We start from the raw sequence: 14,602 nt of genomic DNA, 5'->3' as shown, positions 1-14,602 counted from the left end.
ACCAACGAGGAGCACGATATGGAAAGAAAAGGCGTTTTAGTCACGGGCGGTGCCGGTTATATCGGCAGCCATTTGGTCAAGCAATTGGGTGAAATGGGGGAACGCCTGGTGGTGCTCGACAATCTCTCCACCGGCTTTAAGGAAGCCGTGCTGTATGGAGATTTCGTCGAGGGCGATACGGGCGACACGAACTTGGTATCGCGAATTTTGCGCGACTACGAGGTCGATTCGGTACTTCACTTCGCCGCCCACACCATCGTTCCGGAGTCCGTATCCGATCCGCTGAAATATTACGGCAACAATACCTGCAAGACGCGCAATCTACTGGAATGTGCCCGCGATGCCGGCGTTAAACATTTCATTTTCTCTTCGACCGCCGCCGTATACGGCATTCCTAACGAACCCTACGCATCCGAGTCGTCGCCGACCGCACCGATCAATCCCTACGGCGCATCGAAGCTGATGAGCGAGTGGATGCTTCGGGACCTCTCGGCGGCAACGGACCTGAAACATGTCATCCTGCGGTATTTCAACGTGGCCGGTTCCGATCCGGAAGGCAGGATCGGCCAATCGACCCGCAAAGCGACCTTGCTGATCAAGGTCGCGGCGGAAGTAGCCGTCGGCAAGCGGGAAAAATTATGCGTTTTCGGTACCGACTACCCGACCGAGGACGGCACCGGTGTGCGGGATTACATTCACGTCAGCGATCTCGCCGACGCTCATATTCAAGCCTTGACCTATTTGCGCAACGGCGGCGACTCGGCCACGCTGAATTGCGGCTACGGACACGGCTATAGTGTCCGAGCGGTCATCAACGCGGTGAATCGAGTAAACGGAAAGCCGATCACGGTGGAGGAAATGCCAAGGCGTCCCGGGGATCCGCCTCAGTTGGTGGCGGCGGTCGGAAAGATCCGGGAATTGCTCGACTGGACACCGCGCTACGACGACCTGCCGTTCATCGTAAAGACGTCCCTGGACTGGGAAAAGAAACTTATCGAACATCCTTGGGGCAATTAGAAGCAACTTGGGCTTGAATACCCTAAACACCGATATTCCCCGCTCCGTTCTACTCTATTGCCGCGGCGGATTTGAAAAGGAATGCGCCGCCGAAATTTTGGAGCGAACCGGCGAACTCGGGGTATCCGGCTATGTAAAGGCGAAGCCCGACAGCGGCTTCGTGGCATTCATACCGCATGCCACCGAAGCCGTTTCGCTACACGACAGAGGTCTTCGGCTCAAAGATCTAATCTTTGCACGGCAACTGGTTTTTGCGTTGGGTCCCTTTACCGAGCTTCCCGTCGCCGACCGCACGCAGCCCTTGCTGCAAGCGGCCCGGCACTTGGGAGACCGGTTTTCAGAGGCATTCCTCGAAACCGCGGACACCAACGGAGCAAAATCGCTCGCGGTCTTCTTGCGCAAATTCGCAGCACCCTTCGATCGCGCATTTAAAGACAGCGGATTGCTCGGCAGCCCATCAGATCCCCGCCTGCACCTCTTTTTTCTTAGCTCTATCGCCGCCTATGTCGGTATTTCGATACCCGGCAACTCTTGTCCCTGGTTAATGGGCATTCCCCGCCTGAAATTTCCCCGCGGTGCACCAAGCCGATCCACGCTCAAGCTGGAAGAAGCCTTTCTGACTTTTCTCGACGATCCGAAAGAGAGCCTTAGCCCCGGCATGACGGCGGTCGACCTCGGTGCAGCACCGGGCGGCTGGACTTTTCAGTTGGTCAAGCACCATATCAAAGTCACCGCGGTCGATAACGGAAAACTCGAACCCGCCTTGCTGGACACCGGTCTGGTGGAACACCTGCGGATGGACGCATTTCGTTATCGTCCTCCCAAGCCGGTAGACTGGCTGGTTTGCGACGTGGTGGAACAGCCTGCCAGAATCGCTGCCCTGATCGGCGAGTGGACTGCTCTGGGCTTATGCCGAAGAGCCATATTCAACCTGAAGCTGCCGATGAATAAGCGTTACGAAGAGGTCAAGCGCTGTCGCGAAATCATCGAAGCACGATTAGGAAGAACACTTAACGATTATTCTCTCGCGTTCAAGCAGCTCTACCATGATCGGGCCGAAATTACTGGCTACATTTCGCGGCATATCCGATGAAAACTGGATTTTCCCATTTGGCGCTTAGGGATGGCAGACCGTGGCGCACGAGCTTTCATGCGCCGGAATGAGTTGATAGAATGCGGGGCGGAGACATCTCCGCCGTCGATAACCCCGATCACCCAGCACGATGACCAATTTCTTCGATACCGACAACTTGCATCAGCATATTTCCAAGCAGTATGACCACGAGCTGCTGGACATCCGCAATCGGGTGCTCACCCTGGGCGGGCTGGTCGAGGAACAAGTCGAGTCGGCCGTAACCGCACTCGTGAATAACGATGTAGAGCTGGCCGAACGTGTCATCACCGACGACTACAAGGTTAATTCCCTGGAAGTTTCGATTGATGAGGAATGCACTCAAATCATCGCCCTACGCCAACCCACCGCCCGCGACTTGCGGTTAGTGGTAGCGGTCATCAAAACCATTACCGACCTCGAGCGGATCGGGGACGAAGCCAAGCGCATCGCCCGCCTGTCTATCGATCTTGCCAGCCATTATCCGAAGAAGAACCAGTTGACCGAGGTCGAGCAACTGGCGAAACATGTGCGCGGATTGCTTCGAGAGGCGTTGGACTCTTTCGCGCGCATGGACGTCGATGAGGCCTTGCGCGTCGTTCAGGAAGACAGGATGGTGGATCGGGAATACGAAAGCATCATGCGCCAGCAGATCACGTATATGATGGAAGATCCCCGAGCCATTCCGGTGTCGCTCGATATCATGTGGTCGGCCCGGTCGCTGGAGCGCATTGGTGACCGCTCCTGTAACATTTGCGAATACGTTATTTACTATGCCAAAGGCAAGAATATCCGGCACATCAGTATCGAGCAGGTGGAGAAAGACTTGCGGGAAGCCTGATGTCATCGCCTTGGACTTCAAGGATTTTGGATTCCCTTCCATCAGCGAAGATTGAACTCGCCAGGATCGTCATGGATTTGATCGCAAGCGTGTAATGGGCCATATCCATTAGATTTTCCGAGCTACTTATACCAACCATCCCCTGCGATCCCAACTCCCCTAATCCATGAACCGCTACAAACTAGCGAAATTGCTGTTGTTAGGGATTTTCTGTTCCTTCTCTGCCTGGGGGCTCGAACCGTTCGTGATCGAAGACATACGTGTCGAGGGGTTGCAGAGAGTTTCAGCCGGTACTGTGTTCAATTACCTCCCGGTCAAAGTCGGCGACCTTTTCGACCAGCGGCAGTCGGCGGAATCCATCAAAGCCTTGTTCAAGACGGGCTTCTTCAGGGATGTTCGACTGGAACAGGACGGAAACGTCTTGGTCGTCGTCGTCGACGAGCGTCCTTCCATCGCGAATGTGAAGATCGAAGGCAACAAGGACATCAGCACGGAAGACCTCACAAAAGCCTTAAAAGGCGTAGGACTTTCCGAAGGAAAAGTATTCGATCGCCAAATCCTCGATAAAGTCGAACAGGAACTCCGCCGACAGTATTACAGCCGCGGAAAATACGGGCTGAAAATCGATTCGGTTGTGACCGACCTTCCGCGCAACCGAGTCTCGGTCAACATCAAGATTTCCGAAGGTAAGGTCGCCAAGATCAAACAGATCAATATCGTCGGCAACAATACCTTTGACGATGAAGAGCTCCTGGAACAATTCGAGCTCAGCACGCCGAACCTGCTTTCGTTCTACACCAAGAACGACCAATACTCGAAGCAAAAACTCTCCGCCGACCTGGAGCGTTTGCGATCGTATTATTTGGACAGGGGCTACATCAACTTCGAAATCGAGTCCACCCAAGTTTCCATTACGCCCGACAAGAAAGAAATCTATATTACGATCAATGTCAAAGAGGGCGAGGTCTACTCGGTCAACGAAGTCAAACTGACAGGCAAACTGATCGTTCCGCCCGAAGAGTTGACACCGCTGGTCAAGATCGGCCCGAGCGATACCTTCTCGCGCAAGCTGGCTACGGAAACCTCCAAGGCAATATCCGATCGCTTGGGCGATGAAGGGTATATATTTGCGAACGTCAACATGGTGCCCGACATCAATGAGGCGCAAAAAACCGTTTCGATTACCTTCTTCGTCGATCCCGGCAAACAGGTTTATGTTCGCCGCGTCAATTTTCACGGCAACACCAAGACACGGGACGAAGTACTGCGGCGCGAAATGCGCCAAATGGAGGCGGCTTGGGCTTCCACCAGCAAGATCGAGCGATCCAAAACCCGACTGGAGCGGCTGGGCTATTTCCAGGAGGTCAACGTCGAAACGCCGGCCGTCGCCGGAACCACCGACCAGATAGACGTCAATTACAATGTCGTGGAAAAACCGTCCGGTAACCTGATGGCGGGCGTCGGCTTTTCCCAGGCGCAAGGCATCATTTTTAATGCCAACATTACTCAGGACAATGTCTTCGGCACCGGCAAAAGGATCAATTTCACATTCAACAACAGCAGCGTCAATACGATTTATCGACTCGGTTATTTCAATCCGTACATGACCCTGGACGGCATCAGCAGCGGTTTCGATCTCAGCTACAGAAACACCGATGCGTCGCGAATGTACCTTGCTCGTTACAACACCGACGTCGCCTCCGCGGGGGCCAACCTCGGTATTCCGCTGAACGAATTCGACAGTCTGCGCTTCAACCTGGATCTTGAACACACGAAGCTCGATGCCGCATCCAGATCGTCGCAGGAGATTCTCGACTTTATCGAAGAAAACGGCGACAAGTACAACACCTTGACGATGGCGGCCGGCTGGGTTCACGACACCCTGAACCGAGCCATCTTTCCGACGAAGGGTGGATCCCAGCGCCTTTCAATACTGGCATCGGTGCCTATCAGCGACCTGAATTACTATAAAGCCAGCTATAAGCTTCAGCACTATTTCCCGATCGCGAAGGATCTGACCTTCATGCTGGAGGGTGAAATCGCTTATGGCGATGGTTACGGCGATACCGGAAGCCTGCCGTTTTTCGAACATTATTTCGCGGGAGGTCCCCAGTCTGTCCGGGGCTTTCGACCCAATACACTGGGTCCGCTCACCAAGCCCAACAACCAGGGGCTCGGCGGCAACCTCCCTTTCGGGGGATCGAGCAAATTGGTCGGCACCGCCGAACTCTTCTTCCCGGTGCCCTTCATGCAAGACAGCAAGAACCTCCGTCTGGGGACATTCATCGATGCCGGCAATGTTTTTGACGGTACCTATGATTTAGGTGAAATCCGCTACTCCGCGGGACTTTCGGCCAAGTGGCTGTCACCTTTCGGCGCTTTGGGTTTCAGTATCGCGCAACCTATAAACGCTAGTGGCAGAGACGATGTTCAAAACTTTCAGTTCTCGTTCGGCTCCGGATTCTGACGATCCCGCCACGGCACAAGACGATGTCGAGAGTCGCTGGGCGCTGAACAGTTCTTGTATAATCCGTGAGAGACAACTCGGCGAATTTCAATTCCAAGACTATTAAGCTTCAATATTTCTTCCATCAATAACCTTTCCATTAACCGAATTTTCGAAGTGAGACTTAGAACATGTTAAAGAAAAGCATTGGTTTTGCACTGCTTGGCTTATTGGCGAGCATGAGCCTTGAGGCCGCCGAACTCAAAATTGGATTTGTCAATGTCGCTCGGTTATTGGAAAAGGCACCGCAGGCGGAAAAAGCCAAGAAAGAGCTGGAACGGGAATTTGCACCGCGCGACAAGAAACTGGTTACCGAGCAGAAAGCGATCAAATCGATGGAAGAAAAACTCGCCAAGGATGCCGCGATAATGAGCGATTCCGAACGGCAAAAAATGGATAAAGAAATCATCAGCCGTAAGCGCGAAGCCAAGCGCTTGCAAGACGAGTTTCGAGAAGATTTTAATCTCCGCCGTAACGAAGAATTGACCCAATTGCAGAAAGAGATCTTCGAAGCCATTCAATCCCTGGCCAAGGACGAGAGCTTTGACCTCCTTTTGACGGATGGGGTGGTATTTGCCAGCGAAACGGTTGACGTGACCAGCAAGGTCGAGAAAAAACTCAGAGATAGCTATAAAAATTAATTCGGCTGAGCTGTAATCTCATCCATACCCGAAAAAGGAAAAGCGCCTTTGGATATTCAAAAAATAAAAGAGTATCTACCTCATCGATATCCTTTTCTTCTCGTGGACAGGGTTCTTGAGGTAGATCCCGGCAAGCGGCTCTTGGCTTTCAAGAATGTGACCTATAACGAACCTTTTTTTACTGGACATTTCCCGGAACTGCCCATCATGCCCGGGGTTTTGATTATCGAGGCGCTAGCTCAGACGACGGGTCTGCTTGCATCGGAAACCGCACCGGATGTCTTGGGAAAAGGGATGGTTTACTACCTTGTCGGCCTGGACAAGGTTCGTTTTAAGCGCCCGGTCGTTCCAGGCGACCGTCTGATGCTGGAAGCGACTTATCTGCGTCACAAGCGGAATATCTGGGCGTTTTCCTGCCGTGCCGAGGTCGACGGGGAATTCGTAGCCAGTGCGGAAATCATGTGTGCGGCGGCGGAGCAGGAGTCTTGATTCATCCCACAGCTATTATCGATCCTTCCTGTGAGCTAGCGAACGACGTCCGTGTAGGAGCCTACGCGATCATCGGACCCGATGTCCGAATCGACTCCGGCACCGAAATTGGTCCTCATGCGGTTATCAAAGGGCCGACCCGTATCGGAAAACATAACCGGATCTTTCAGTTCGCTTCCGTGGGGGAAGACCCACAAGACAAAAAGTATCATGGTGAAGTCACCTACCTCGATATCGGCGATCGCAACGTCATTCGCGAGTACGTCACGATTCATCGCGGCACTGTTCAAGATCAAGGAATTACCCGTATCGGTGATGACAATTTGCTGATGGCATACACCCATGTCGCTCATGACTGCGTCATAGGCAGCCATGTCATCATGGCCAATGCCGCTTCGCTCGCGGGCCATGTCCGCGTGGACGATTACGCCATATTGGGTGGCTTTTCGCTGGTACACCAATTTTGCAAGATCGGGCAACACAGCTTTTCCGCCATGGGCAGCGTCATTACGCGCGACATTCTGCCTTATGTCATGGTTGGTGGCTGCCCCACGAAACCCCACGGGATCAATACGGTGGGACTGGAGAGACAAGGTTTTAATCCCGAATCGATTCGGCAGATTCGCAAAGCCTATAAGACCGTGTACAAATCCCGGCTAAAACTCGACGAGGCGATCCAGCAACTCGACGAGATGACAGCCGAAACGCCCGAGATTCAAAAAATGGTGGACTTCCTCAAGCAAACCGGCCGGAGCATCATCCGCTGATAGACGGCGGATAGGCTCGTTCGGAATCGAATGCCATGGCACTGATTGCCGGTTGCGACGAAGTGGGCCGCGGATGTATCGCCGGACCGGTAGTGGCGGCGGTGGTGATCATCGAAGATCGTTTTCACATCTCGGGGCTGGCCGATTCCAAAAAGCTGACGCCGCAACGCCGCCAAGATCTGGCCGCAGCCATCAGGACCAAAGCTTTCGCTTGGGCAGTAGGCCGAGCCGAAGCAAGCGAGATCGATCGAATCAACATTCTCCAGGCGTCGCTCTTGGCGATGCGCCGGGCCTTTGACGCTCTACCGATAAAACCGGATTGGGCTATGGTGGACGGCAACCAATATCCGGCATTCCCTTGTCCGGGCGAAGCCATTATCGGTGGAGACGCCACCGTGCCGGCGATTTCTGCCGCATCGATACTGGCCAAAGTGTTTCGGGACCGGGAAATGCAAATTCTCGACAACCTGCATCCCGGCTACGACTTCGCCGTCCACAAAGGCTATCCCACGGCGATCCATATCTCGCGCTTACGCGAATTGGGACCGAGTCCGAGCCATAGACGATCTTTCGGACCGGTAAGGCGAGCGAGCGTCCCGTGATCGGATTAGCATCAGTCCAACTTTCAACGAGGTGCCGATGGAACTCTTGGCAATCAGCCTAGCCGAGCCGAAACAGGTCGAACATGACGGCCGCCGGATTTTCACTGGCATTTACAAAGAGCCCACGAAGGGCCCGGTCAAAGCCGGCGCCTTCGGGCTAGAGGGCGATGTACAAGTCGATCTCAAGAACCATGGCGGCAAGGACAAAGCGATATATGTTTACACCGTAGAAAACTACCGCTTTTGGGAACGGGAATTGGAGAAGCCGCCCCTGCCTTTCGGGCAGTTCGGCGAAAACTTCACTGTCAGCGGAATGCCCGATGAATCCGTACACATCGGCGACGTCTTTCGAATCGGCAAGATTGTGGTTCAAGTCACCCAACCGCGCGTCCCTTGTTTCAAACTGGGGATCAAAATGGGCGATCCCTCGTTTGTAAATGTTTTTCTCAGCTCGGGCCGAACCGGATTTTATTTTCGAGTACTTGAGGAGGGCGAGGTGCGTTCCGGCGACACGATTGTTCGCCTCCAGGAGGATGAGGAGCGATTGAATATCAAGGATGCGATGCTCGCTATCGTAAAAGGACCGCGCCAACAAGAGATTATCGAGAAAGCCCTCCGGGTCGAGGCGCTGTCGCAGTCCTGGCGGGAAAGTTTGGAGAAGCGCCGCTCGCGGCCATAAAAAACCGGCTCACGGCTCACGCATCCCGCCCCGCCGGGATCGCGTGCCCGATGGACGGCAGCCATGCACGGAGCCCCGGCGCCGTCATGATCGTACTGGCGATCGCCATGAGCACCAGCATGGTGAAGACCTGAGGAGGAATCACGCCGAGCTCGAATCCTAAATTTATGACGACAAGCTCCATCAGCGCCCTCGTATTCATCATGATGGCGATGTTCCGCGCCTCCGGTCTCTTCAAGCCGGAAATCCGAGCCGCGACGTAACAGCCGCCGAATTTACCCAAAACCGCTAGAAAAACCAGCGCTGCGCACCAAAACCAGAGCTCAGCGGTTTCCAATCCTCCCACATCGGTACGCAGGCCGGTATACGTAAAGAAGATCGGCAGGAAAAACACCGTCACCAAATCCGCGACCTTATGCTTCCATGCCTCCACGAGTTCATGCTGATCATGCAACAGCACGCCCATCATGAATCCGCCGAAGATGGCAAAAATTCCGAGCTTGCTGGTCAACATGGCCGAAGTGAACACAATAACCAGGAGAATCGCCATCAGGTCTTGCGGCAACGCCTGATGATTGAATTCGAAACGACGTACGATGAACCGCAGAGCTTGCCGCACCACAGACCAGCACACAATGACGTAAAGCAGAAGCGAGCCGACCTGCGCCAACATGCCGATAATGGAAAAATGCGCGGTCACCGCAGCGGATATGAACGCCAGCAAAGTCCACCCGACCGCGTCATTGACGGCAGCCGACGAGATGGTGATTACCCCGATCCGCGTGCGCGTCAGATCGAACTCCATCATGATGCGCCCCAAAATAGGCACCGCCGTAATCGAAAACGCAGTGGCCATGAATAAGGCGTACGCCGACGCCGAAATTCCGGAGGCGAGATGGGGAGCGGACCCATAGCCGAATACCAGTCCGAGCGTGAATGGCGCCGCAATTCCCATCACGCTGATTAGGCCGACCGCCCGCTGGTTTTGTCGCGATTTGAGCTGTGAGAAATCGAATTCCAGACCGACTTGAAACATCAACATAATCAGTCCGATCTGACTCATAATGCTGATAGGCGTCGTGTCGGCAGTCCGAAATATCAGCTGGAACGTTTCCGGCGCGAGCACGCCGAATAGCGAAGGACCGAGCAAGAGCCCGGCGACGATCTCGCCCACGGCCCGAGGCTGGCCGACCCGCCTGGCCAAATAGCCCGCCACGCGCGCCGCAATAATGATGATTGCGACCTGTACCAGGGTAAAAAAGAGCACCTGCTCGGTCGTCTGAACACCACCCTGAACCGAATCGATCGCCATTATCCGATATTCCGCTTCCGTAAAATCCGCTACGAGCCACACTGCTCGCAGCTTATCGGGCGCATGGTCAAGCTGCGCCAAAGTCCCTTTAAATAAAGTCCTTTCGTGATCAGCTTCCACGCCACCATGCGCGTAATTCTGAGGATATCCGTCACCGGGCGGAAATGGCTGGGACGCGCATTAGCGCGATAAACGGTACTGACCCGCACCGGCATGGCATAAAACCCCATGCGAGCCCCCTCGATCAGAATTTCGCTCTCAAATACAAAACTCCTTTCTCGAGTACAGGACAATTTCACCGAGCGGATCAAATCGGCGGGATAAATCCGAAACCCCGATTGGCTATCCTCTATCGGTTGCCCGGAAGCCCAAGCGATCCAAAAATTGGCGAAACGGTTGGCGCGGTAGCGTGCCGACGGTATGGCTGCCCTATTCCACAGCCTGGATCCGATCACGATATGGTGCGGGAACCGATGCGCCGCCGAAAGCAGCCTGGGAATTTCAGCCGGATCATGTTGACCGTCGCCGTCCATCGTCATTACGGCAAGGATGCTTTCATCTCGCAATGCGTGCTGTAAGCCACGCCAAAGACTAGCCGCTTTGCCCTGATTCGTTTCGTTCCGGAGCAATTCGATATCGAGCCCGTCCAGTGTCGAGGAAGTCCCGTCGGTCGAGCCGTCGTCCACGACGATGATGCGCGGCACGTACCGAAGCGCTGCGCCCACGACCTCCCGGATGGTCGCCGCCTCATTGAACGCCGGAATCACCAGGGCATATGCCGCGTTTCTGCCGCCGGTCCGATCCGGATTCATGCCATGCCGCCATTGACGGAGAACACCTGCCCCGTAATATAGGACGCCTTGTCCGAGGCCAAAAAGCCGACCAGATGCGCCACCTCCTCTGGCGTTCCGGCGCGCTTCATGGGCACCAGTTGCTGGATCAATTCGGGATTGAAGGCTTCTGAAATCATCGGACTTTCGATAATTCCCGGCGCAACCACGTTCACCGAGATTCCGCGAGATGCAACTTCCAGAGCCAACGACTTGCAGGCACCTATCAATCCCGCTTTCGCGGCTGCGTAATTGGCCTGCCCCCGGTTCCCCATGAGTGCAGCTACCGACGAGACGCTTATAATGCGCCCCCACCGAGTTCGGATCATAGGCAGCAGCAAGGGCTGGGTGACATTGTAGAAACCGGTCAATGAAACCTCGAGAACGTTCCTCCACTGCTCCCTGCGCATACCCGCCAGCGGCGCGTCGTCATGGATGCCGGCATTATTCACCAAGACCTGGATAGGGCCGGCCTCCAAGAGCGTCTCCAAAGCCCGTTTAGCCGATTCGTCATCGGCAACGTCAAAGAAAACGGCTTCTGCCGATCCGCCTTGCGCCATGATGTCTTCGACCACGCGGCACGCTCCGTCGCGATTTCCAAAACCGTGCACCACCACATGCAGACCGTCAGCGGCCAATTGTCGAGCAACCGCCGCGCCGATGGCGCCGCTACCGCCGGTAATGAGTGCTCTTCTCATCGATCAAGCCGCCTCAGTCCAAAAGCACGGCCCAACCGAAATTCAGTCCGGTATAGGCTCATTTTTTCTTAATCTATGCTTTACGTTAAGATTTCGGAATTCCAATCGTACGGCTGACATCTAAAAAACGAGCCGACGAGTTCGCAATGAGGAGCGAATTTTAAGTTTTGCCGGCCGTGAAAGCCATCCCGAATCCCGGACCGTTCGAAGAAAGCGAACTCCAATACGCGAAAATCAAGTTCGAAACGGTTATAGATGGACTCCAGCCGCTGGTTACTCCGTAACGCGGCTTTACCCGACCAACTTGCACATAATGAATTCCCGAATCGATGCCATCGCGCATCCTAAAGGCAAAGAAATCCACGTTTGGCACCTGAATCTCGGCGTTATGCCCGTTAATCGTGATGCGTTTTGGAAGGCGCTCGCTCCAGCCGAACGTGATCGCTGTTCGCAGTTCCGCTCCGATATTCATAAGCAGCGCTTCATTGCCACGCAAGGGGCATTGCGATGCTTGCTGTCTTGCTATTTAGGCATTGCACCGCATACCGTCCAGTTCGAACGCAACCAACACGGCAAACCCCGTCTCGCAGGGACAGAACCCGACCGAGGGCTAGTATTCAATCTTTCCCACTCGGGAGACCAGGCCCTCGTTGCCGTGGGCGTGGACATGCCACTTGGGGTGGATCTTGAAATCAGGCGTCCGCTTACCCACATAGAAGGTCTGGTTGAGCGCTGTTTTGCTCCTTCCGAACGCAACCGCTGGTGTTCGCTGCCCCCCTCTCACCGGTTGGCCGCATTTTTCGATGTTTGGACGTGTAAGGAAGCGTTTATCAAAGCGGTAGGCCGGGGCTTGGGACTCGGACTTACCCAGTGCGTCCTCGCTTCCGGCGAAGTTCCACGCTGGGAAACGATTCCGGAATCGTGCGGTAATCCCGATGAGTGGTCCCTTCGAAGTTTAGATCTCGGCGAAAATATCAGCGCCGCGCTCTGCGCACGGGCAACGGACATCCATTGGCGATTAAACGAGCTCGACCCATTCCCGCGCTGAGGCGCGCGGCCCCGGCTCTTCGATGACAGAAAACCTTGAATCACGGATAGGCTTTTCAGTAAGTCGAGGCCTAACGTATCATCCGCCTACCCGTCAATCTTGTGAGGCATTTCGATTATGCAGCAGATCCTTCGTTTTCCGCCTCCCGTCATCGCCTTGGCTCTTGTCGGTCTAGGTTTCGGCTTAGTCCCGATAACCTCCGGATTCCCGTCCTTCAGCATACCCAGCCTGGGAATCATACTTATCGCCGTAGGCATCGTCACTAGCGCTTCGGCGCTGTTTCAATTCCGCCTTATCCGAACCACATTCATCCCCACCGACGATCCTACGGCGCTCGCCAAAGATGGCCCTTATTGCTGGACCCGTAACCCCATGTATCTAGGGATACTAACGGCCTTAACCGGACTCGCCTTTTTTGTCGGCTCGCTATCGATGTTTATCGCTCCGATAGGCTTCTATTTCGTGATCGACCGGCACTTTATTCCTTACGAAGAAACCAAGTTAGCCGGCCTCTTCGCGGAGAACTATCTGGAATACCAACGCCGAGTACCGCGCTGGCTGTAAGCAAAGGGAAGGCGGCGTTCTGCGCCCGCGGCAAAAACTGCCTCGCAGGAATGAGTCAGGATAGATAAACAAATCTAAAGAAGAAGAAATAGAAAAAGGCCGGCGGCACTTTGGCTCAAACCTGTGCCGCCGGCCTATGTAAGAGAAATCAGTCGATGGCTTGGATGCGGATGGCCGGCCGCGCTTTGGCGCCAACCGTTTCCACATCGTACTCCGGCACCGGCTCGGGCGCCATCGGTCCATCGCTACGCGGCCCGAATAGAGCAACCCACGCCGCTTTCAAGGGATTTCTGACGGCATCTTCCACGGCGCTCGCCTCGTATCCGCAATGGGCCATGCAATTGGCGCATTTCGGATTCTTGGAGTTGCCGTATTTATGCCAGGGCGTCTCTTCCATCAATGCCTTGAAAGATGGAGCGTAACCCTCGTCGACCAACAAATAACAAGGCTTCTGCCAGCCGAATACATTGCGGGTGGGGTTACCCCAAGGAGTACAGTTGTAGGCTTGGTTGCCCGCCAAAAAATCCAGATACAGGCTCGAATGGTTCAGCTTCCACTTGCGGCCGCGGCCTAGTTTGAAAACCTTGCGGAACAATTCCTTACTGTCGCGCATCTTGATGAAGATATCCTGCAACGGCGCATGCTCGTAGCTGAAGCCCGGCGCGATGGTCGTGCCTTCGACTCCGAGTTTCTTGCAGTAGTCGAGGAATCCGGCAATTTCTTCGGCGTTCTCGCCTTGAAACAAAGTACAGTTGATGGTGACGCGGAACCCGCGCGCAATGGCCATTTCCACGGCTTCGGTAGCCCGATCGAACACGCCGTTCTGGCAGACTGAAGCATCGTGGCGTTCGCGATTGCCGTCCAAGTGTATCGAGAAAGTAAGGTAGGGGGAGGGTTTGTAATCGTCGATTCGTTTCTTGAGAAGCAGCGCGTTCGTACAGAGATAGACGTATTTCTTACGCTGAATGATGCCTTCGATGATCTGCGGCAACTCCTTATGCAACAGAGGCTCGCCGCCGGCGATGGAAACGATGGGCGCGCCGCATTCGTCAACAGCTGCCAAACACTCATCGATGCTCAGCCGACGATTCAGGATATCATCGGGATAATCGATCTTACCGCAACCGGCGCACGCCAAATTGCAGCGGAACAGAGGTTCGAGCATCAACACTAACGGATAACGTTTGTTTCCATTTAATTTTTGTTGTAGAAGATACTTAGCTACGCTGAGTTGTTGCCTTATTGGAACGCTCATTCACCTTCCCCCGATTTAACAAGTTCGATTCACTTAAAATTAGCCTGTATTCGTGTTTCCACCACAACGAGCACAGCGCCGCAGACTATAAACCATAACTAAATTCCTGACCAATGCACTTTGGAATTCATCAGACCACCTGTCATGTTGATAAGCAGGTTAATTCGGGTTGGTCCAGGCATTAATTCTAATGCAACATCCTAGCTTGTAGTTGTATTTTCCTCAACTAAATTTCGTTAAAA

The 14,602-nt window shown here is 54.3% G+C and carries 15 protein-coding genes; 11 read left to right on the top strand and 4 right to left on the bottom strand.

Annotation, left to right across the window (positions count from 1 at the left end; genetic code table 11):
- The first annotated feature begins 18 nt into the window (after positions 1-18).
- The 9 genes from galE to B2A78_RS12765 all read left to right on the top strand — a co-directional run bounded on the left by galE (position 19) and on the right by B2A78_RS12765 (position 8,653).
- A complete protein-coding gene (gene galE / locus B2A78_RS12805; RefSeq protein ID WP_077730388.1) occupies positions 19-1,017 on the top strand; it encodes a UDP-glucose 4-epimerase GalE in 999 nt (332 codons plus the stop codon).
- A gap of 13 nt (positions 1,018-1,030) precedes the next feature.
- A complete protein-coding gene (gene rlmM, locus B2A78_RS12800) occupies positions 1,031-2,110 on the top strand; it encodes a 23S rRNA (cytidine(2498)-2'-O)-methyltransferase RlmM (RefSeq protein WP_240502512.1) in 1,080 nt (359 codons plus the stop codon).
- Between the two features lie 130 nt (positions 2,111-2,240).
- A complete protein-coding gene (gene phoU, locus B2A78_RS12795; protein ID WP_077730387.1) occupies positions 2,241-2,969 on the top strand; it encodes a phosphate signaling complex protein PhoU in 729 nt (242 codons plus the stop codon).
- Positions 2,970-3,135: 166 nt separating this feature from the next.
- Positions 3,136-5,436, top strand: a complete 2,301-nt coding sequence (gene bamA / locus B2A78_RS12790; RefSeq protein ID WP_077730386.1) for an outer membrane protein assembly factor BamA — start codon at positions 3,136-3,138, stop codon at positions 5,434-5,436.
- Positions 5,437-5,606: 170 nt separating this feature from the next.
- The gene (locus tag B2A78_RS12785) at positions 5,607-6,116 is read left to right on the top strand and encodes an OmpH family outer membrane protein (protein ID WP_077730385.1); all 510 of its coding nucleotides are present in this window, start codon (positions 5,607-5,609) and stop codon (positions 6,114-6,116) included.
- 48 nt (positions 6,117-6,164) lie between these two features.
- Complete coding sequence (gene fabZ / locus B2A78_RS12780; RefSeq protein ID WP_077730384.1) at positions 6,165-6,605, top strand: 3-hydroxyacyl-ACP dehydratase FabZ; 441 nt, start codon at positions 6,165-6,167, stop codon at positions 6,603-6,605.
- Positions 6,602-7,372 (top strand): acyl-ACP--UDP-N-acetylglucosamine O-acyltransferase, encoded by a 771-nt coding sequence (gene lpxA / locus B2A78_RS12775; protein ID WP_077730383.1) that lies wholly within the window; start codon positions 6,602-6,604, stop codon positions 7,370-7,372. Before fabZ ends, lpxA begins: the two co-directional genes overlap by 4 nt.
- 35 nt (positions 7,373-7,407) lie before the next feature.
- Positions 7,408-7,974, top strand: a complete 567-nt coding sequence (gene rnhB, locus B2A78_RS12770; RefSeq protein ID WP_077730382.1) for a ribonuclease HII — start codon at positions 7,408-7,410, stop codon at positions 7,972-7,974.
- A gap of 37 nt (positions 7,975-8,011) precedes the next feature.
- Positions 8,012-8,653 (top strand): MOSC domain-containing protein, encoded by a 642-nt coding sequence (locus B2A78_RS12765; protein ID WP_077730381.1) that lies wholly within the window; start codon positions 8,012-8,014, stop codon positions 8,651-8,653.
- A 16-nt stretch (positions 8,654-8,669) separates the two neighbouring features.
- Here the strand turns inward: B2A78_RS12765 and B2A78_RS12760 are convergent, their stop codons facing one another.
- From B2A78_RS12760 to fabG, 3 genes are read right to left on the bottom strand one after another with little or no spacing between them, the layout of a single operon-like run.
- Complete coding sequence (locus tag B2A78_RS12760) at positions 8,670-9,965, bottom strand: cation:proton antiporter (RefSeq protein ID WP_077730414.1); 1,296 nt, start codon at positions 9,963-9,965, stop codon at positions 8,670-8,672.
- A 29-nt stretch (positions 9,966-9,994) separates the two neighbouring features.
- Positions 9,995-10,777 (bottom strand): glycosyltransferase family 2 protein, encoded by a 783-nt coding sequence (locus B2A78_RS12755; protein ID WP_077730380.1) that lies wholly within the window; start codon positions 10,775-10,777, stop codon positions 9,995-9,997.
- Positions 10,774-11,493, bottom strand: coding sequence for a 3-oxoacyl-ACP reductase FabG (gene fabG / locus B2A78_RS12750; RefSeq protein ID WP_077730379.1), 720 nt, complete (start codon positions 11,491-11,493; stop codon positions 10,774-10,776). Before fabG ends, B2A78_RS12755 begins: the two co-directional genes overlap by 4 nt.
- Before the next feature lie 313 nt (positions 11,494-11,806).
- Between fabG and B2A78_RS12745 the strand changes: the two genes are divergently transcribed.
- Positions 11,807-12,541: a 4'-phosphopantetheinyl transferase superfamily protein gene (locus tag B2A78_RS12745; RefSeq protein WP_077730378.1), complete on the top strand. Its 735-nt coding sequence runs from the start codon at positions 11,807-11,809 to the stop codon at positions 12,539-12,541.
- A gap of 117 nt (positions 12,542-12,658) precedes the next feature.
- Positions 12,659-13,105, top strand: a complete 447-nt coding sequence (locus tag B2A78_RS12740) for an isoprenylcysteine carboxylmethyltransferase family protein (protein WP_077730377.1) — start codon at positions 12,659-12,661, stop codon at positions 13,103-13,105.
- Positions 13,106-13,253: 148 nt separating this feature from the next.
- Here the strand turns inward: B2A78_RS12740 and hpnH are convergent, their stop codons facing one another.
- Positions 13,254-14,360 (bottom strand): adenosyl-hopene transferase HpnH, encoded by a 1,107-nt coding sequence (hpnH, locus tag B2A78_RS12735; protein ID WP_077730376.1) that lies wholly within the window; start codon positions 14,358-14,360, stop codon positions 13,254-13,256.
- Between the last annotated feature and the right edge of the window lie 242 nt (positions 14,361-14,602).

The organism is Methylocaldum sp. 14B, assembly GCF_002005105.1.
Classification (GTDB): domain Bacteria; phylum Pseudomonadota; class Gammaproteobacteria; order Methylococcales; family Methylococcaceae; genus Methylocaldum.
Note: the sequence above shows the minus strand (reverse complement) of the source record. Positions and strands in the feature narration are given on the sequence as shown.